Annotated in this window: 16 protein-coding genes and 1 pseudogene; 12 read left to right on the forward strand and 5 right to left on the reverse strand. The window is 48.8% G+C overall.

The genetic code is table 11. The annotated features are described in order from the left end of the window. Positions 1 to 37: 37 nt before the first annotated feature. The 6 genes and pseudogenes from abgA (at position 38) to uspE (ending at position 6928) form a co-directional block, all read left to right on the forward strand. Positions 38 to 1348 carry a p-aminobenzoyl-glutamate hydrolase subunit AbgA gene (gene abgA / locus HGD79_RS04435; protein ID WP_000444949.1) on the forward strand — a complete coding sequence of 437 codons (1311 nt, stop codon included), beginning with the start codon at positions 38 to 40 and terminating at the stop codon, positions 1346 to 1348. Beyond that, positions 1348 to 2793, forward strand: coding sequence for a p-aminobenzoyl-glutamate hydrolase subunit AbgB (gene abgB / locus HGD79_RS04440; RefSeq protein WP_001156475.1), 1446 nt, complete (start codon positions 1348 to 1350; stop codon positions 2791 to 2793). The genes abgA and abgB overlap by 1 nt, the downstream gene beginning before the upstream one ends. A gap of 33 nt (positions 2794 to 2826) precedes the next feature. After that, a pseudogene (gene abgT / locus HGD79_RS04445) lies at positions 2827 to 4353 on the forward strand (p-aminobenzoyl-glutamate transporter). Positions 4354 to 4363: 10 nt separating this feature from the next. Beyond that, entirely contained in the window at positions 4364 to 4879 is a 516-nt protein-coding gene (gene ogt / locus HGD79_RS04450) for a methylated-DNA--[protein]-cysteine S-methyltransferase (protein WP_000945005.1), read from the forward strand. Between the two features lie 194 nt (positions 4880 to 5073). Beyond that, positions 5074 to 5826 carry a fumarate/nitrate reduction transcriptional regulator Fnr gene (gene fnr / locus HGD79_RS04455; RefSeq protein WP_000611911.1) on the forward strand — a complete coding sequence of 251 codons (753 nt, stop codon included), beginning with the start codon at positions 5074 to 5076 and terminating at the stop codon, positions 5824 to 5826. A 151-nt stretch (positions 5827 to 5977) separates the two neighbouring features. Beyond that, positions 5978 to 6928: a universal stress protein UspE gene (gene uspE / locus HGD79_RS04460; RefSeq protein ID WP_001262123.1), complete on the forward strand. Its 951-nt coding sequence runs from the start codon at positions 5978 to 5980 to the stop codon at positions 6926 to 6928. A 49-nt stretch (positions 6929 to 6977) separates the two neighbouring features. On the opposite strand, the gene HGD79_RS04465 is transcribed toward uspE, so the two are convergent. Continuing rightward, complete coding sequence (locus HGD79_RS04465; RefSeq protein ID WP_000605090.1) at positions 6978 to 7235, reverse strand: DUF2534 family protein; 258 nt, start codon at positions 7233 to 7235, stop codon at positions 6978 to 6980. A 243-nt stretch (positions 7236 to 7478) separates the two neighbouring features. Here HGD79_RS04465 and ynaI point away from each other — a divergent pair, with 243 nt between their 5' ends. After that, a complete protein-coding gene (gene ynaI / locus HGD79_RS04470; protein WP_000559901.1) occupies positions 7479 to 8510 on the forward strand; it encodes a low conductance mechanosensitive channel YnaI in 1032 nt (343 codons plus the stop codon). A gap of 50 nt (positions 8511 to 8560) precedes the next feature. Here ynaI and mppA read toward each other — a convergent pair whose 3' ends face one another. Both mppA and pgrR read right to left on the reverse strand, forming a co-directional pair. Beyond that, a complete protein-coding gene (gene mppA / locus HGD79_RS04475; RefSeq protein WP_000683020.1) occupies positions 8561 to 10174 on the reverse strand; it encodes a murein tripeptide ABC transporter substrate-binding protein MppA in 1614 nt (537 codons plus the stop codon). 336 nt (positions 10175 to 10510) lie between these two features. Next, positions 10511 to 11410 carry a DNA-binding transcriptional regulator PgrR gene (gene pgrR, locus HGD79_RS04480; protein WP_000817708.1) on the reverse strand — a complete coding sequence of 300 codons (900 nt, stop codon included), beginning with the start codon at positions 11408 to 11410 and terminating at the stop codon, positions 10511 to 10513. 137 nt (positions 11411 to 11547) lie between these two features. Between pgrR and HGD79_RS04485 the strand changes: the two genes are divergently transcribed. The 4 genes from HGD79_RS04485 to mpaA all read left to right on the forward strand — a co-directional run bounded on the left by HGD79_RS04485 (position 11548) and on the right by mpaA (position 15093). Further along, positions 11548 to 12468, forward strand: coding sequence for an alpha/beta hydrolase (locus HGD79_RS04485; protein WP_001298817.1), 921 nt, complete (start codon positions 11548 to 11550; stop codon positions 12466 to 12468). Next, on the forward strand, positions 12468 to 13400 hold the full coding sequence (locus tag HGD79_RS04490; protein ID WP_000680602.1) for an alpha/beta hydrolase: 933 nt from the start codon (positions 12468 to 12470) through the stop codon (positions 13398 to 13400). The genes HGD79_RS04485 and HGD79_RS04490 overlap by 1 nt, the downstream gene beginning before the upstream one ends. A 17-nt stretch (positions 13401 to 13417) precedes the next feature. Then, on the forward strand, positions 13418 to 14056 hold the full coding sequence (locus HGD79_RS04495) for an SDR family oxidoreductase (RefSeq protein ID WP_000800176.1): 639 nt from the start codon (positions 13418 to 13420) through the stop codon (positions 14054 to 14056). Positions 14057 to 14364: 308 nt separating this feature from the next. Next, positions 14365 to 15093 (forward strand): murein tripeptide amidase MpaA, encoded by a 729-nt coding sequence (gene mpaA, locus HGD79_RS04500; protein ID WP_001298805.1) that lies wholly within the window; start codon positions 14365 to 14367, stop codon positions 15091 to 15093. Here the strand turns inward: mpaA and ycjG are convergent. Continuing rightward, positions 15068 to 16033, reverse strand: a complete 966-nt coding sequence (gene ycjG / locus HGD79_RS04505) for an L-Ala-D/L-Glu epimerase (protein ID WP_001295588.1) — start codon at positions 16031 to 16033, stop codon at positions 15068 to 15070. The two genes, mpaA and ycjG, sit on opposite strands and share 26 nt — an antisense overlap. 118 nt (positions 16034 to 16151) lie before the next feature. Here ycjG and tpx point away from each other — a divergent pair, with 118 nt between their 5' ends. Beyond that, on the forward strand, positions 16152 to 16658 hold the full coding sequence (gene tpx, locus HGD79_RS04510) for a thiol peroxidase (RefSeq protein ID WP_000084387.1): 507 nt from the start codon (positions 16152 to 16154) through the stop codon (positions 16656 to 16658). 43 nt (positions 16659 to 16701) lie between these two features. On the opposite strand, the gene tyrR is transcribed toward tpx, so the two are convergent. Then, entirely contained in the window at positions 16702 to 18243 is a 1542-nt protein-coding gene (tyrR, locus tag HGD79_RS04515) for a transcriptional regulator TyrR (protein ID WP_001296763.1), read from the reverse strand. Between the last annotated feature and the right edge of the window lie 142 nt (positions 18244 to 18385).

Consider the following 18385-nt stretch of genomic DNA (forward strand, 5'->3'; position numbering starts at 1 on the left):
AACCGGGTCACACTTTTTACTGATGACGGGAAAGGTTATGGAGTCTTTGAATCAATTTGTTAATTCGCTTGCCCCAAAATTATCGCACTGGCGACGTGATTTTCATCACTATGCAGAGTCTGGCTGGGTGGAATTCCGCACTGCCACCCTTGTTGCGGAAGAATTGCAGCAGCTCGGCTATTCACTGGCGCTGGGCCGCGAAGTAGTTAATGAAAGTAGCCGGATGGGACTACCTGATGAACTCACTCTACAACGCGAATTCGAGCGCGCTCGTCAACAGGGTGCGCTAGCACAATGGATTGCGGTTTTTGAAGGTGGTTTCACTGGTATCGTCGCCACCCTGGATACCGGTCGCCCCGGTCCGGTGATGGCTTTCCGTGTCGATATGGACGCGCTGGATCTCAGTGAAGAGCAGGATGTCAGCCATCGCCCCTACCGCGACGGTTTTGCGTCATGTAACGCCGGAATGATGCATGCCTGTGGTCATGATGGACATACCGCCATTGGGCTTGGGCTGGCGCATACCCTTAAACAATTCGAGTCCGGACTACATGGCGTCATCAAACTGATTTTTCAGCCTGCAGAGGAAGGTACGCGTGGCGCGCGGGCGATGGTCGATGCAGGTGTCGTAGATGATGTTGATTATTTTACTGCCGTGCACATTGGCACTGGCGTACCTGCGGGCACCGTGGTGTGCGGCAGTGATAATTTTATGGCAACCACCAAATTTGACGCGCACTTCACCGGGACCGCCGCTCACGCAGGCGCAAAACCAGAAGACGGTCACAATGCCTTGTTGGCGGCAGCACAAGCAACTCTTGCACTGCATGCAATCGCCCCGCACAGCGAAGGAGCTTCCAGAGTAAACGTGGGCGTTATGCAGGCAGGAAGCGGCCGTAACGTTGTTCCTGCCTCGGCGTTGCTGAAAGTGGAAACACGCGGGGCCAGCGACGTCATTAATCAATATGTTTTTGACCGTGCACAACAAGCGATTCAGGGCGCAGCAACCATGTATGGTGTCGGCGTTGAAACTCGTCTGATGGGTGCAGCTACCGCCAGTTCTCCTTCGCCGCAATGGGTCGCATGGTTGCAAAGTCAGGCGGCTCAGGTCGCGGGGGTCAATCAGGCCATTGAACGTGTTGAAGCGCCTGCGGGTTCCGAAGATGCCACATTAATGATGGCCCGCGTGCAGCAACATCAAGGGCAAGCCTCCTACGTGGTGTTTGGCACACAGCTGGCGGCAGGTCATCACAACGAAAAATTCGATTTTGACGAGCAGGTTCTCGCTATTGCCGTCGAAACGCTGGCGCGCACCGCGCTCAATTTTCCCTGGACGCGAGGTATCTGATGCAGGAAATCTATCGTTTTATCGACGATGCGATTGAAGCCGATCGCCAACGTTATACCGATATTGCCGATCAAATCTGGGATCATCCAGAAACACGTTTTGAAGAGTTCTGGTCAGCGGAGCATCTGGCTTCGGCGCTGGAATCTGCAAGCTTCACCGTTACCCGCAACGTAGGCAATATCCCAAATGCATTTATTGCTTCGTTTGGTCAAGGCAAACCGGTTATCGCCCTGCTGGGAGAATATGACGCCCTAGCAGGTTTAAGTCAGCAAGCTGGTTGCGCGCAACCTACATCCGCGACGCCCGGTGAAAATGGTCACGGTTGCGGACACAATTTGCTGGGAACCGCCGCCTTTGCCGCTGCAATAGCCGTCAAGAAATGGCTGGAACAATATGGGCAAGGCGGCACAGTGCGCTTTTATGGTTGTCCTGGCGAAGAAGGCGGCTCGGGTAAAACGTTCATGGTCCGCGAGGGGGTATTTGATGATGTGGATGCGGCACTCACCTGGCACCCGGAAGCCTTTGCCGGCATGTTCAATACCCGCACGCTGGCAAACATTCAGGCATCATGGTGCTTTAAAGGGATCGCAGCACATGCCGCGAATTCCCCTCATTTGGGACGCAGCGCCCTTGATGCCGTAACGTTGATGACCACTGGCACCAACTTCCTCAACGAACATATTATTGAAAAAGCGCGCGTACACTATGCCATCACAAATAGCGGCGGGATCTCGCCCAACGTGGTCCAGGCGCAGGCAGAAGTGCTTTATCTTATCCGTGCCCCCGAAATGACCGACGTGCAGCATATTTATGATCGGGTCGCCAAAATCGCCGAAGGTGCGGCATTGATGACCGAAACCACGGTTGAATGCCGCTTCGACAAAGCCTGTTCCAGTTATCTCCCGAATCGCACCTTAGAAAATGCCATGTACCATGCCCTATCCCATTTTGGTACCCCGGAATGGAACTCCGAAGAACTGGCTTTTGCGAAACAAATTCAGGCTACGCTCACCCCCAACGATCGGCAAAACAGTCTGAATAATATCGCCGCAACCGGTGGCGAAAACGGCAAGGTTTTTGCACTACGTCATCGTGAAACGGTACTGGCGAATGAGGTCGCTCCATATGCCGCCACCGATAACGTGCTTGCGGCATCGACTGATGTCGGCGACGTCAGTTGGAAACTGCCTGTTGCCCAGTGTTTCAGCCCCTGTTTTGCCGTCGGTACACCGCTACATACGTGGCAACTGGTTAGCCAGGGGCGAACATCTATTGCTCATAAAGGAATGCTGCTGGCGGCGAAAACTATGGCAGCAACCACAGTCAATCTCTTCATTGATTCAGGGCTATTGCAAGAATGCCAACAAGAGCATCAGCAAGTTACGGACACGCAACCGTATCACTGCCCTATCCCGAAAAACGTGACACCGTCACCTTTAAAATAACAACAACGCAAACACAACAACCGAGGAATGCCCATGAGTATGTCATCCATACCGTCGTCCTCCCAATCCGGGAAGCTCTATGGCTGGGTCGAAAGAATTGGTAACAAGGTTCCCCATCCTTTTTTGCTCTTTATCTATTTGATAATCGTACTCATGGTGACGACGGCAATTTTGTCAGCCTTTGGCGTCAGTGCGAAAAACCCGACCGATGGTACGCCGGTGGTGGTGAAAAACCTGCTCAGTGTGGAAGGATTACACTGGTTTTTACCCAATGTGATTAAAAACTTTAGCGGTTTTGCTCCACTTGGAGCGATCCTGGCGCTGGTTTTAGGTGCCGGCCTAGCGGAGCGCGTCGGCTTACTGCCAGCGCTAATGGTTAAAATGGCATCGCATGTTAATGCCCGCTACGCCAGTTATATGGTGCTGTTTATTGCTTTTTTCAGCCACATTTCTTCCGATGCGGCGTTAGTGATCATGCCACCGATGGGTGCGCTGATTTTTCTGGCGGTGGGCAGGCATCCAGTTGCAGGTTTACTGGCTGCCATTGCAGGCGTAGGTTGCGGCTTTACGGCTAATTTACTGATTGTCACAACCGACGTGTTGCTGTCGGGGATCAGCACGGAAGCGGCGGCTGCGTTCAATCCGCAAATGCACGTCAGTGTAATTGATAACTGGTATTTTATGGCCAGCTCCGTAGTCGTACTGACGATTGTTGGCGGCTTGATAACCGACAAAATCATCGAGCCACGGTTAGGTCAATGGCAGGGAAACAGCGATGAGAAACTGCAGACATTGACCGAAAGTCAGCGTTTTGGTTTACGCATAGCAGGTGTCGTATCGCTACTTTTTATTGCTGCGATCGCGCTGATGGTGATCCCGGAAAACGGGATATTGCGCGATCCGATTAATCACACCGTGATGCCATCACCCTTTATTAAAGGTATCGTGCCACTAATCATTCTTTTTTTCTTTGTGGTTTCGCTGGCTTATGGCATCGCTACCCGCACAATTCGACGTCAGGCGGATTTACCGCATTTAATGATTGAACCGATGAAAGAGATGGCGGGATTTATCGTGATGGTTTTTCCCCTCGCCCAGTTTGTCGCCATGTTTAACTAGAGCAACATGGGGAAATTCATCGCCGTGGGGCTGACCGATGTACTTGAAAGTTCAGGGCTTAGCGGCATCCCGGCGTTTGTCGGTCTGGCGTTGCTTTCCTCTTTCTTATGCATGTTTATTGCCAGCGGTTCCGCAATCTGGTCGATTCTGGCCCCCATTTTCGTACCAATGTTTATGCTACTTGGCTTTCACCCGGCATTTGCGCAAATCCTCTTTCGTATTGCCGACTCATCCGTATTGCCTTTAGCGCCGGTATCTCCTTTTGTTCCACTGTTTCTTGGATTCCTGCAACGCTACAAACCAGACGCGAAACTGGGTACTTACTATTCGTTAGTCTTGCCCTATCCGCTTATCTTTTTGGTGGTATGGCTGCTGATGTTGCTGGCGTGGTATCTTGTTGGTCTGCCGATAGGTCCGGGGATTTACCCACGTTTGTCTTAAGAGAGAACGGATGCTGAGATTACTTGAAGAAAAAATTGCCACGCCACTGGGTCCACTGTGGGTGATTTGCGATGAGCAATTTCGCCTGCGGGCGGTTGAATGGGAAGAGTACAGCGAACGCATGGTGCAGCTGCTGGACATCCATTATCGCAAAGAAGGCTATGAGCGCATTTCTGCCACCAACCCAGGCGGTTTAAGCGACAAGCTTCGTGATTATTTTGCCGGTAATCTTAGCATTATTGATACGCTTCCCACTGCCACAGGGGGGACGCCATTTCAGCGCGAAGTCTGGAAAACTCTACGCACTATCCCCTGCGGGCAGGTAATGCATTACGGCCAACTGGCTGAACAATTGGGCCGCCCTGGCGCGGCGCGTGCCGTTGGTGCGGCAAACGGATCGAATCCCATCAGCATCGTCGTACCTTGCCATCGGGTTATTGGCCGAAACGGCACCATGACCGGATATGCAGGCGGAGTTCAGCGAAAAGAGTGGTTATTGCGCCACGAAGGTTATCTTTTGCTGTAAACATTAAACAATTTGTGCCAGCTTGTTCACACTTTTATGTAAAGTTACCCTTAACAACTTAAGGGTTTTCAAATAGATAGACATATATTTACATCTAATATCGGAATTCTCTGCTGTTAAGGTTTGCTTAGACTTACTTGCTCCCTAAAAAGATGTTAAAATTGACAAATATCAATTACGGCTTGAGCAGACCTATGATCCCGGAAAAGCGAATTATACGGCGCATTCAGTCTGGCGGTTGTGCTATCCATTGCCAGGATTGCAGCATCAGCCAGCTTTGCATCCCGTTCACACTCAACGAACATGAGCTTGATCAGCTTGATAATATCATTGAGCGGAAGAAGCCTATTCAGAAAGGCCAGACGCTGTTTAAGGCTGGTGATGAACTTAAATCGCTTTATGCCATCCGCTCCGGTACGATTAAAAGTTATACCATCACTGAGCAAGGCGACGAGCAAATCACTGGTTTCCATTTAGCAGGCGACCTGGTGGGATTTGACGCCATCGGCAGCGGCCATCACCCGAGCTTCGCGCAGGCGCTGGAAACCTCGATGGTATGTGAAATCCCGTTCGAAACGCTGGACGATTTGTCTGGTAAAATGCCGAATCTGCGTCAGCAGATGATGCGTCTGATGAGCGGTGAAATCAAAGGCGATCAGGACATGATCCTGCTGTTGTCGAAGAAAAATGCCGAGGAACGTCTGGCTGCATTCATCTACAACCTGTCCCGTCGTTTTGCCCAACGCGGCTTCTCCCCTCGTGAATTCCGCCTGACGATGACTCGTGGCGATATCGGTAACTATCTGGGCCTGACGGTAGAAACCATCAGCCGTCTGCTGGGTCGCTTCCAGAAAAGCGGTATGCTGGCAGTCAAAGGTAAATACATCACCATCGAAAATAACGATGCGCTGGCCCAGCTTGCTGGTCATACGCGTAACGTTGCCTGATTTTTCCGCATAACTCACTATCCTTCTGTCATATCATTAAATTTTTCTGATTTATTGATCTGGCAGAAGGTTCATCACTGTTTCATTCACCAGATATGGGTTAATCTTTTAATTACAAACTGCGTTGACAGTTGTTGTAAGGAGACCCTGTATGGCTATGTATCAGAACATGCTCGTTGTTATCGATCCTAACCAGGACGACCAACCAGCATTGCGGCGAGCTGTTTATTTACATCAACGGATTGGTGGCAAAATTAAAGCCTTTTTGCCGATCTATGACTTCTCATACGAAATGACCACCCTGCTCTCCCCGGACGAACGTACCGCTATGCGTCAGGGCGTCATCAGCCAGCGTACAGCCTGGATCCACGAGCAGGCAAAATATTATCTCAATGCTGGCGTTCCCATTGAAATTAAAGTGGTCTGGCATAACCGTCCCTTCGAAGCCATCATTCAGGAAGTGATCAGCGGCGGGCACGATTTGGTGCTAAAAATGGCGCACCAACATGACCGTCTGGAAGCGGTGATTTTTACGCCAACGGACTGGCATCTGTTACGCAAATGCCCAAGCCCGGTGTGGATGGTGAAAGACCAGCCGTGGCCGGAAGGAGGCAAGGCGCTGGTGGCGGTGAATCTCGCCAGTGAAGAGCCGTATCATAATGCGCTCAATGAAAAACTGGTCAAAGAGACGATCGAACTGGCAGAACAAGTCAACCATACCGAAGTTCATCTGGTTGGCGCTTATCCGGTAACGCCAATTAATATCGCGATTGAACTGCCGGAATTTGATCCGAGCGTTTATAACGATGCCATTCGTGGGCAACATTTGCTGGCAATGAAAGCTCTGCGGCAGAAATTCGGCATTAATGAAAACATGACGCACGTAGAAAAAGGTCTGCCAGAAGAGGTGATTCCTGATTTGGCGGAGCACTTACAGGCGGGGATTGTGGTTCTGGGCACGGTAGGACGCACCGGTATTTCAGCAGCATTCCTCGGCAACACGGCGGAACAGGTGATTGATCATCTTCGCTGCGATCTGTTGGTCATTAAACCTGACCAGTATCAGACACCCGTTGAACTGGATGACGAAGAAGACGATTAACGACTCTTCAATAACTGACAAGGCCCGAGTTATCGGGCCTATTTTTTACTTACTGCTCTTCGCCGCCAAGGAAATAAATTCCCAACGGGATTGCCAGCAACACAGTAAAGACCAGGCTATAAACAAAAATCATCGATGACTGAATCACATACATTGATGTCGTCCACTCAGACAGCGGAATATTGTACTGTTCTATAACGCCGCCGATAGTCGCGCGAGTCACAACCGACGCCGCAATAATGAAAACCGCCAACAAACCAAAGAGAAATTTCTTCCCTTTCGCTGACTTCAGTTTCGCCATAATCATGATGTAATCCTTGTGCAGACAAATTTCTTGTTACCTAAACGTAACAATACCATGACATTTCACCGTTGTCTGCTCTGAAAACCTCACCTCTTAGCTGGATTTACAATCAACGCATTGATTAGTTAGCTAATGTTGCTACTTCCTTCCCTGACTATTGATGATCTGAATGAATTGTCGCGGTAAAATAGCCCCGCCAGGGGTTTCCGGCATGACGACAATTATCTGGAGGAGCCTGATAAAACAATGATCGCTGAACTGTTTACAAATAATGCGCTTAATCTGGTCATTATTTTCGGTAGCTGCGCAGCATTGATTCTGATGAGCTTTTGGTTTCGCCGCGGAAATCGTAAAAGAAAAGGTTTTTTATTCCATGCGGTGCAATTTTTAATCTACACCATAATTATCAGTGCTGTTGGTAGCATTATTAATTATGTTATAGAAAACTATAAACTCAAATTTATCACCCCAGGCGTTATCGATTTTATCTGTACGTCCCTGATTGCGGTTATTCTGACGATTAAGCTATTTTTGCTGATTAATCAGTTTGAAAAACAGCAGATTAAAAAAGGTCGCGATATCACCAGTGCGCGGATTATGTCGCGCATTATCAAAATCACCATTATTGTGGTGCTTGTTCTGCTTTATGGCGAACATTTCGGCATGAGCCTTTCTGGCTTGCTGACCTTTGGTGGTATTGGTGGTCTGGCTGTCGGTATGGCCGGTAAAGATATTCTGAGTAATTTCTTTTCCGGGATCATGCTCTATTTCGACCGTCCTTTCAGTATTGGCGACTGGATCCGTTCACCGGACAGAAATATCGAAGGTACAGTAGCGGAAATTGGCTGGCGAATTACCAAAATTACGACCTTTGATAATCGTCCATTGTACGTACCGAACTCGCTGTTTTCGTCGATCAGCGTAGAAAACCCAGGACGAATGACCAACCGCCGCATTACCACGACCATTGGTTTACGTTATGAGGATGCGGCAAAAGTGGGCGTTATTGTCGAAGCCGTACGTGAGATGCTGAAAAATCACCCGGCCATCGACCAGCGACAAACCTTACTGGTTTATTTCAACCAGTTTGCCGACTCGTCATTGAATATTATGGTTTATTGCTTTACCAAAACCACGGTATGGGCTGAATGGCTTGCTGCACAGCAAGACGTTTATTTGAAGATTATCGATATTGTGCAGTCACACGGCGCGGACTTTGCCTTCCCCAGCCAGACGCTGTATATGGATAACATTACACCGCAGGAACAGGGGCGCTAAATCAGACATCACTGGCGTTATCCACAAGGGTAACGCCAGTTCCCATCACATCAATGCTTCACAATATACATAGTCCGGCTGTACGCCACATCTTCCGGGTTATTAATGGGATAACCTTTCAGCCACGGCTTGATTAATCGTCCATTGGTATATTGATAAATTGGTGCAATCGGTGCTTGCTCCATGAGGATTTTTTCTGCCGCGTTGTAATCGGCATTACGCGCTTTAACGGTATTTTCCGTCGATGCCTGGGCCAGAACTTTGTCGTATGCCGGATTGTTAAAGCGTGAAATATTTCCTGAATGCGTTGACGTTAATAATGTCAGGAAAGTGGAGGGTTCATTATAATCCCCCACCCATGAGGCGCGGATAACATCAAAATTGCCGGTGTTACGGCTATCGATATAGGTTTTCCATTCCTGATTTTGCAATTTAACATCTACGCCAAGGTTCTTTTTCCACATCGATGCTACAGCAATCGCAATTTTTTGATGGTTTTCTGAAGTGTTATACAAAAGCGTCAGCTTCAGCGGTTTTTGCGGACCATAACCAGCTGCGCTCAACAAAGTTTTTGCCTGCGCATTCAGTTCTTCCTGACTCATTTGTTCAAACGGCGAAGGTTCCGGCGTAAATCCGGCGGTAACATCTGGTGTAAAATGCCACGCTGGCTTTTCGCCCGTCCCTAATACTTTTTCGGTCATCAGGCGGCGATCTATCGTCATACTTAATGCCAGACGAACGCGCTGATCTGCCGTCGGCCCTTTTTGCGTGTTAAACGCATAATAATAGGTCCCGAGCTGCGGCGGCGTATAAACCTGCCCCGGAATATCCTTCAACAGCTTCTGATACATATTTTTCGGGAAGGATTCGGTGATATCAATATCCCCCGCGAGGTAACGCTTAGTGGCTGCGGATTCCTGATTAATTGGCAGGAAGGTCACTTTTTGCAGTACCGTTTTGGCGTTATCCCAATAATGGGTATTCGGTACCACGACCAGTTTTTCATTGACTACGCGTTCTTTAAGAACATAAGCGCCATTGCCGATCAGATTTCCGGGTTTCGTCCACTCTTTACCGCTTTCTACGTTGGCTTTTTGCACCGGGAAGAAGGCAAAGTTAGCGGTTAAATTCACAAACCACGGCAACGGTTTATCAAGCTGAATTTTCAAGGTATGGGCATCAACTGCGGTGACGCCAAGCTGGTCAGGCGTAGCTTTACCATCAATAATCGCCTGTGCGTTGTTGATTCCCGCCAGCGCGGCAAACCATGCAAATGGCGATAGCGTTTTCGGGTCCACCAGACGTTGCCAGCTGTAGACAAAATCTTGCGCCGTTACCGGTGTGCCATCCGCCCATTTTGCGTTATCGCGCAGGGTAAAAGTCCAGATACGGTTGTCATTACTTTTCCACTGAGTCGCAACGCCGGGGACAATCTCCCCTTTCTCGTTCTGATTCACCAGTCCTTCAAACAGATCGCGAATGACCTGAATCTCTGGCAGGCCCACGGCTTTAGCGGGATCCAGCGACGCAGGCTCATCTTTAATGTGGCGCACCAGCTCCTGCTTCTCTGCCAGTACTGTGCCGCTCGGAACTTCTGCAGCATACGAAAGAGAAATGCTGCTGACCAACAGCGCACAACACGTGACTGAAACAGAGTGCTTCATAAGTTTCCCTCTAACCGACATTAAAATTGATGCGTAATTATTTGTTTCGCCTTAAAGAAATGCAAACAACTTCCATCAAAAAAGTGACACAGGAAGCATAAAATGTTTTATGTATCAATATATTAAATCAGATTTAGTGTAAATAATCGACGCCAAAATGCGGCAAAGCACATAGAACACCGAACACTACGTTCAGGCTTCGCACGTTCAAACCAGTTTTCGGTATCAAAATCAGCATCTGTCGCCATTGTACGAAGAATAAAAAATAACCAAAACGTTGAAAGGAACTGAGAATACGTTAAGAGAGAAATTAAATTAATGTATCAGCAAGTAGTGCTAAACAGCACCTTTATACTTCAGCCTATCTATAAATAATGAGAATGCCGAGCCAGCATGTCGACGGTGTGGATAGTACAGGTGATAACCGGGTAAATCTGGTGTGAATTTATCCAAAACACGTATCAGTTTTTTTTCTTTAATAGCCCGCTCAACCTGATCATAAGGTAGATACGCCAATCCATGCCCATCAATTGCAGCATCAATGATCAGGTCTATCGTATTCAGTAAAAGCTGACCTTCCATGCGAACACGAACTTCACGTCCACCGCGTATTAATCTCCAGCGATTTGCTGTACCCGATGTGGGAAGATACAAATTAATTGCCTGATGATCTATTAATTGTGACACTGACGTTGGAACACTTCGGCGAGAAAAATAATCCGGTGAGCCAACAATAGCCATTGGTATATCTGGCCCGATTCGAATGGCGATCATATCTTTATCCATCTCCCCACCCAGACGGACGCCTGCATCAAAACGTTCAGAAACGACATCGGTCAAACCATAATCAATGGTGAGCTGAATATCAATTTCAGGATGCGATTTCAGGAATGTGCGCATTGCTGGTAACAATATCGTTTTTGCTGCATGTTCTACAGTAGTAATACGTATTGTCCCGGATGGGCGGTTCTGCAGATCGCTCAGGGATGCCATGGCTGAATCTATGTCATGCAACATAGGGCCAAGAACAGACAAAAGATGCTCGCCCGCTTCAGTTGGAACAACGCTGCGCGTGGTTCGCGTCAGAAGCCGCAATCCCAATCGTTCTTCTATACGACGCACTATCTGGCTTAAAGCTGACTGCGCCATGCTCAGGCGGGCTGCTGCACGAGTGAAGCTACGCTCCTCTGCAACGACGACAAACGCCATCAGATCAGCGATTTCTTCACGCTTCATTCAGTATCTCCATGCAATCTATTAATCATTTAAATGATAGGTCTAATCATGATTTTGGGTCTAATCAACTTAATGATCAATATCTATAGTGATATCACCAACCGTTAAAACGAACCGACAACTCCATGAGGAACGGAATGATGAATAATAAAGTCAGCTTCACTAACAGCAATAATCCAACCATCTCTTTGTCTGCAGTGATCTATTTCCCTCCAAAATTTGATGAAACCCGTCAGTATCAGGCAATTGTGTTATCTCACCCAGGTGGGGGCGTTAAAGAACAAACGGCCGGAACCTATGCCAAAAAACTGGCGGAAAAGGGATTTGTCACTATTGCTTATGACGCATCTTATCAAGGTGAAAGTGGCGGCGAGCCGCGTCAGTTAGAAAACCCATACATTCGTACTGAAGACATCAGTGCCGTGATTGATTACCTGACAACGCTTTCTTATGTCGACAATACCCGAATTGGTGCGATGGGAATTTGTGCCGGTGCAGGATATACAGCCAATGCTGCAATTCAGGATCGCCGCATCAAGGCCATCGGTACCGTTAGTGCGGTCAATATTGGTTCGATGTTCCGTAATGGTTGGGAAAACAATGTGAAATCTATTGATGCCCTGCCATACGTTGAAGCGGGTTCAAACGCCCGAACCAGCGATATTAGCAGCGGAGAATATGCCGTTATGCCACTGGCACCAATGAAGGAGTCCGATGCGCCGAACGAAGAACTGCGTCAGGCCTGGGAGTATTACCACACCCCTCGCGCGCAGTATCCAACAGCACCGGGTTACGCTACTTTGCGCAGCCTTAACCAGATTATTACCTATGATGCTTACCATATGGCGGAAGTGTACCTGACTCAGCCGATGCAGATTGTGGCGGGCAGCCAGGCAGGGAGCAAATGGATGAGTGACGACCTGTACGATCGGGCATCAAGCCAGGATAAACGCTATCACATTGTTGAAGGCGCAAACCATATGGATCTTTATGACGGCAAAGCCTATGTGGCTGAAGCAATTTCAGTATTAGCTCCGTTCTTTGAGGAAACTCTGTAATGAAACATATTCAAATCCGCAATAGTGATATGGCCTGGCATATTGCTGCCAATATTCAGTTTCCACCAAATTTTGATGAGTCAAAACAGTATCCGGCGATTATCAGCGTCCATCCTTTTGGCAGTTGTAAGGAGCAGACGTCTGGCAATATCTATGGCAAAGCATTGGCTGAAAAAGGCTATCTCGTTCTCGCTTATGACGCCAGTTTCCAGGGAGAATCTGGTGGGGAGCCTCGCTGGATAGAAGATCCGACACAGCGCGTAGAGGATATTAGCCGTGTTATCGATTATGCAGTAACTCTGCCATATGTTAATGCTGAACGTATTGGCGTGCTGGGAGTGTGTGGGGGTGGTGGCTATGCCATTAATGCCGCGCTGACAGAAAAACGAATTAAAGCAGTAGTGAGTATTACGGGTGTTAATATCGGGCGTCTTTTTCGGGAAGGTTTCAGCAATTACGATCCGATTGGCGCATTGAATGCAATGGCGTCGCAACGAACCAAAGAGGCTCGTGGTGGAGAATTACAGATCAACGAATTACTTCCCGCCAGCCTGGATGCAGCAAAAGCCCATGGACTGACCGAACGCGATGTTTATGAAGCAACTGACTACTATAAAACACCACGCGGGCAACAACCGGGAGGTGCGACAAAAATGTTGTTCTCACATGCACAGAAAACGCTGGCCTGGGATGCCTTCGCATTTACTGAAGTGTTACTGACTCAGCCGGTGATGGTAGTAGTTGGTGAAAAAGTCGGTGCCTTCGGTGCTTATCGTGATGGACTGGAAGTCTATGGCCGGGCGATGGTTTCGCAGGATCGTCAGTTAGTTTCATTACCCGATTTCTCACATTATGAACTGTATGACAAACCGGAAGCAGTTCAGGAGGCGCTGGAAAAAGTTATTCCTTTTTTCAACACCCATCTGGGATAAGTTTCATGAGAAATATTATGAAAAATGTACTGATTCTTGGTGCTGGCGGTCAGATAGCCCGCCATGTGATTAATCAACTGGCAGATAAACAAACCATTAAACAAACTTTATTTGCCCGTCAGCCAGCAAAAATCCACAAACCCTATCCAACTAATAGCAAGATTATTATGGGAGATGTACTGAATCATGCAGCACTGAAGCAGGCCATGCAGGGACAGGACGTTGTGTATGCCAACCTTACGGGGGAAGATTTAGATATTCAGGCAAATTCAGTGATCGCTGCGATGAAAGCCTGTGATGTTAAACGTCTGATCTTTGTTCTTTCCCTCGGTATTTATGATGAAGTTCCAGGAAAATTTGGCGAATGGAATAATGCAGTTATTGGTGAGCCCCTAAAACCATTCCGCAGGGCTGCGGATGCAATTGAGGCTTCTGGACTGGAATATACAATTCTTCGCCCTGCCTGGCTGACTGATGAAGATATTATTGATTATGAGCTTACCTCACGCAATGAACCATTCAAAGGTACGATCGTATCACGTAAGAGTGTCGCAGCATTAATCACAGATATCATCGATAAACCTGAGAAACACATTGGTGATAATATAGGTATCAATCAACCCGTGACTGATGGTGACAAGCCATTATTCATGTAAATCAATTACATAGTTACCATCGTAATGTACTATGTGCAGTACGATTTATTAAACTTATTAAGGTGAACTGATCAATCCGATGCGATTAACATGTGTAGAACCAGTAAGAATAAAATACGCCATGTATATAACATTACGACTTACATCTAAGTCAGCATAATTCTAATATCTGCACATCAATAAAAATGCAAACAACTTCCGGCAAAAAAGTGATACAAGATCGATGACATAGCGTTGAAGAAAAGGATTTGATAATCCGCAAAATTTGCACAACACTGCCTGTAATACTTCCTGAACCAGAGACGATCATGACCGTAAACCGCCCACGCGCCGAACGCGGCGCATTTCCGCCCGGAACAGAACATTACGGACGTTCATTATTGGGCGCGCCGTTAATCTGGTTTCCTGCCCCTGCAGCCAGTCGCGAAAGTGGTTTGATTCTGGCTGGCACTCACGGTGATGAAAACTCTTCGGTCGTCACGCTCTCCTGTGCTCTGCGGACTTTGACACCTTCTTTGCGCCGCCATCATGTGGTGCTGTGTGTGAATCCTGACGGCTGCCAGCTGGGGTTACGGGCCAATGCTAATGGTGTGGATTTAAACAGAAACTTTCCGGCGGCGAACTGGAAGGAAGGTGAAACGGTTTATCGCTGGAACAGCGCCGCTGAAGAACGTGATGTCGTATTACTGACAGGTGACAAACCTGGCTCAGAACCTGAAACCCAGGCGCTGTGCCAGCTTATACACCGCATTCAACCTGCCTGGGTGGTCTCATTCCACGATCCACTGGCCTGTATTGAAGATCCCAGACACAGCGAATTAGGCGAATGGCTGGCCCAGGCGTTTGAATTGCCTCTGGTAACCAGCGTCGGTTATGAAACGCCTGGCTCTTTCGGCAGTTGGTGTGCAGATCTCAACTTGCATTGCATCACCGCAGAGTTTCCGCCCATCTCCTCCGACGAAGCCAGCGAAAAATATCTCTTTGCGATGGCAAACTTGCTGCGCTGGCATCCTAAAGATGCAATTCGCCCGTCGTGAACTGAAGCGCCGGTTCCACATCTACCGCCAGCCAGGTCGGTCCGTCAAGATCGGCGAAACTGACCTGCGGCACCAGCGGTAAAGCGGCGCTAATGGCACGAGAGGTACACAACATGCAGCCCAGCATCAGACTGAAACCTTGTGCACGCGCTTCAGTCGCCAGCGCCAGCGCTTCCGTCAGACCACCGGTTTTATCGAGCTTAATGTTAACCATCTCATAGCGCCCTTTCAGCGCCTTCAGATTGCTACGTGTATGACAACTCTCATCAGCACAAATCGGCAACGGATGAATAAAATTCTCCAGCGCCGCATCGTCCTGCGCAGGAAGGGGTTGTTCAAGCATCGCAACGCCTAAATCCGCCAATAGCTGGCAACGCGCCGCCAACCCTTCTGCACGCCAGGATTCATTTGCATCAACGATCAGCGTCGCATCGGGCACAGCTGTGCGAATTGCCACCATCCGCTCACTAATAAGATGGTTATCCAGCTTCACTTTCAGTAATTTCGCGCCTGCCTGCCAGAGTGTTGATGCACTATTGGCCATCTGATCAGGCGTACCGATGACTACCGTCTGTGCAGTGATAACTGTCTCGGGAAGCGTTATGCCGATCAAATCAGCCAGCGATTGCTGCTGTTTTCGCGCGGCCAGATCCCACAATGCACAATCCAGCGCATTACGTGCTGCGCCGGCAGGGAGAATTTTTTGCAACTCCTCCCGTGTCAGCCCTTTCTCTAATTGCGACACGACGCTCATAATTTGCGCCATTACCGAGGCATCACTTTCTCCATAACGCGGATACGGCGTGCATTCGCCGGTGCCTTTAATACCCTCTTCTTCCAGTTCAACCACCACCACGCGCGCTTCACTGCGACTTCCCCGGGCAATCACAAACGGGGTATGTAAGGGCCAGGCTTCCTCAAATACCTTAACGGTTCTCATCTTTACTCCTTGTTGTCGCGGTGGTCTGCGGATTAAGCGCAAATAGCGTTTGCTGTGTTATTGACAGTTAGCATAAACTAGGTGTGACGTTAACTATATGTAAACAGGAAAGATAATCATGTCACAAACCGTTCATTTCCAGGGCAACCCGGTTACAGTCGCCAATTCCATCCCGCAGGCGGGTAGCAAAGCGCAGACTTTTACTCTCGTAGCAAAAGATCTGTCTGACGTCACCCTCGGTCAGTTTGCGGGTAAACGCAAAGTGCTGAACATTTTCCCGAGTATTGATACCGGAGTTTGCGCCGCATCAGTACGTAAGTTTAACCAACTGGCAACCGAGATCGACAACACCGTTGTGCTGTGTATTTCTGCCGATCTGCCGTTCGCCCAGTCTCGTTTCTGCGGCGCAGAAGGTCTGAACAACGTTATCACCCTCTCCACTTTCCGTAACGCTGAATTCCTGCAAGCCTACGGTGTGGCAATTGCTGATGGCCCACTGAAAGGTCTGGCAGCGCGTGCCGTTGTGGTTATTGACGAAAATGACAATGTGATTTTCAGCCAGCTGGTGGATGAAATCACCACCGAGCCGGATTACGAAGCAGCTCTGGCTGTACTGAAAGCATAATTTAATATGCCTGATGGTGTTGCACCATCAGGCATATTCGCGCTTACTCTTCGTTCTTCTTCTGACTCAGACCATATTCCCGCAACTTATTGGCAATCGCGGTATGTGAAACGCCGAGACGTTTTGCCAGTTTGCGCGTGCTGGGATAATTGCGATAAAGCTGGGTTAATACCGAGCGTTCAAAACGGCTGGTGATTTCGTCCAGCGAACCTTCCATCGCATCTTCGCCCACGGCTACCGTTGCGGCGTCATAATCCGGCAACAAAATATCCTGTGGACGCAGCTCATAACCGTCCAGTTGTGTCAGTGCGCGATAGATAGCGTTCTTTAACTGCCGCACATTTCCCGGCCACGCATAACGCGTAAGTACAGTATTCAGGTCAGCGGCCAGTTTCGGACGCGGCACGCCCTGCTCGTCGGCAAAGCGGGCGACGAACAGCTCAGTTAACGGCATGATGTCCTGCGGACAGTCACGTAGCGGCGGCAGATTGAGCGTCAACACGTTCAGACGATAATAGAGATCTTCACGGAACATGCCTTTTTGCACCAGTTCGACCAGATTCTTCTGCGTAGCGCAAATCACCCGCACATCGACATGCACCTCATGGTCTTCGCCAACCCGACGGAAAGTGCCATCATTAAGGAAACGCAGTAATTTCGCCTGCATCCGTGGTGACATTTCCCCTATTTCATCCAACAGCACCGAACCACCGTTCGCCTGCTCAAAGAATCCTTTCTTCCCTTCCGGAGCATGACCAAACAGTTCACTCTCGACCGCATCTTCCGGTATAGACGCACAGTTCAGCGCCAGGTAAGGTTTGCCCGCTCTGGGGCTTGCCTGATGGCAGGCGTAGGCAAAGAGATCTTTACCTGTACCTGTGTCACCCGTAATCAGCAGCGGCGCGCTTAGCATCGCCAGTTTCTGCGCCTGTTCGACAACATGCTTCATTTTCGGGCTGACGGCGACAATTTGACTGAAGGCGCTGACGTCCTGGGCGGCGACATTTTGCAACTGGCGGCCCATACGAATCGTTGATCGCAACATCACCACCGCACCGGTCAGGACGTGTTGATCATTTTCATCCTGAAGATAAACAGGCGTAATCTCCATCAGGAAATTCTGCCCATTAATAACGACATGCTCGTTATGGGAATCTTGCGGTTCGCTTTCCAGCCAACGTAAAAAATTAAAGCCGTTAATCAATTGTGCGGCGGTATGGTTGCGCAGGCGATCCAATTTTTGCGCAAAAAGCTGACAGCTCGCCGGGTTCGCCATATCCACTTTGCTTTTCATATCGACAGAGAGCACAGGTTCGGGCAACGCCTCCAGTAACGCGCTCAACGCCAGATGCTCACGTTCGGAAGGCATCCACGGGACAGTACGCACATCGGTAACACCTGCAATACGGCGTATTTCGGCCATCAGACTGCTGAAACTCTCAAACTCCAGTTCAGCAAAATTGAGGTAGATTCGCCCAATGGGATCAATCTCAATACCGCGTAAATCAATGCCTCTTAGCACGAGTAGATCGAGTAATTCGCGGGTCAGACCGAGTCGGTCTTCACAAAAGACTTCCAGACGCATGGGAACCTTCACCTGAAAAAAGAACAATTAATATGATGATATGACACTATTTGGATAGCAGGAAGGTTTCTGTCAACAATCATTGACACAAAGACGGAAAAACGGGCACTTCGGCGTAAAGATATCCGGTCAGCACCCGATA

The sequence above is a fragment of the Escherichia sp. SCLE84 genome, from assembly GCF_012584495.1.
Taxonomy (GTDB): Bacteria; Pseudomonadota; Gammaproteobacteria; order Enterobacterales; family Enterobacteriaceae; genus ECMA0423.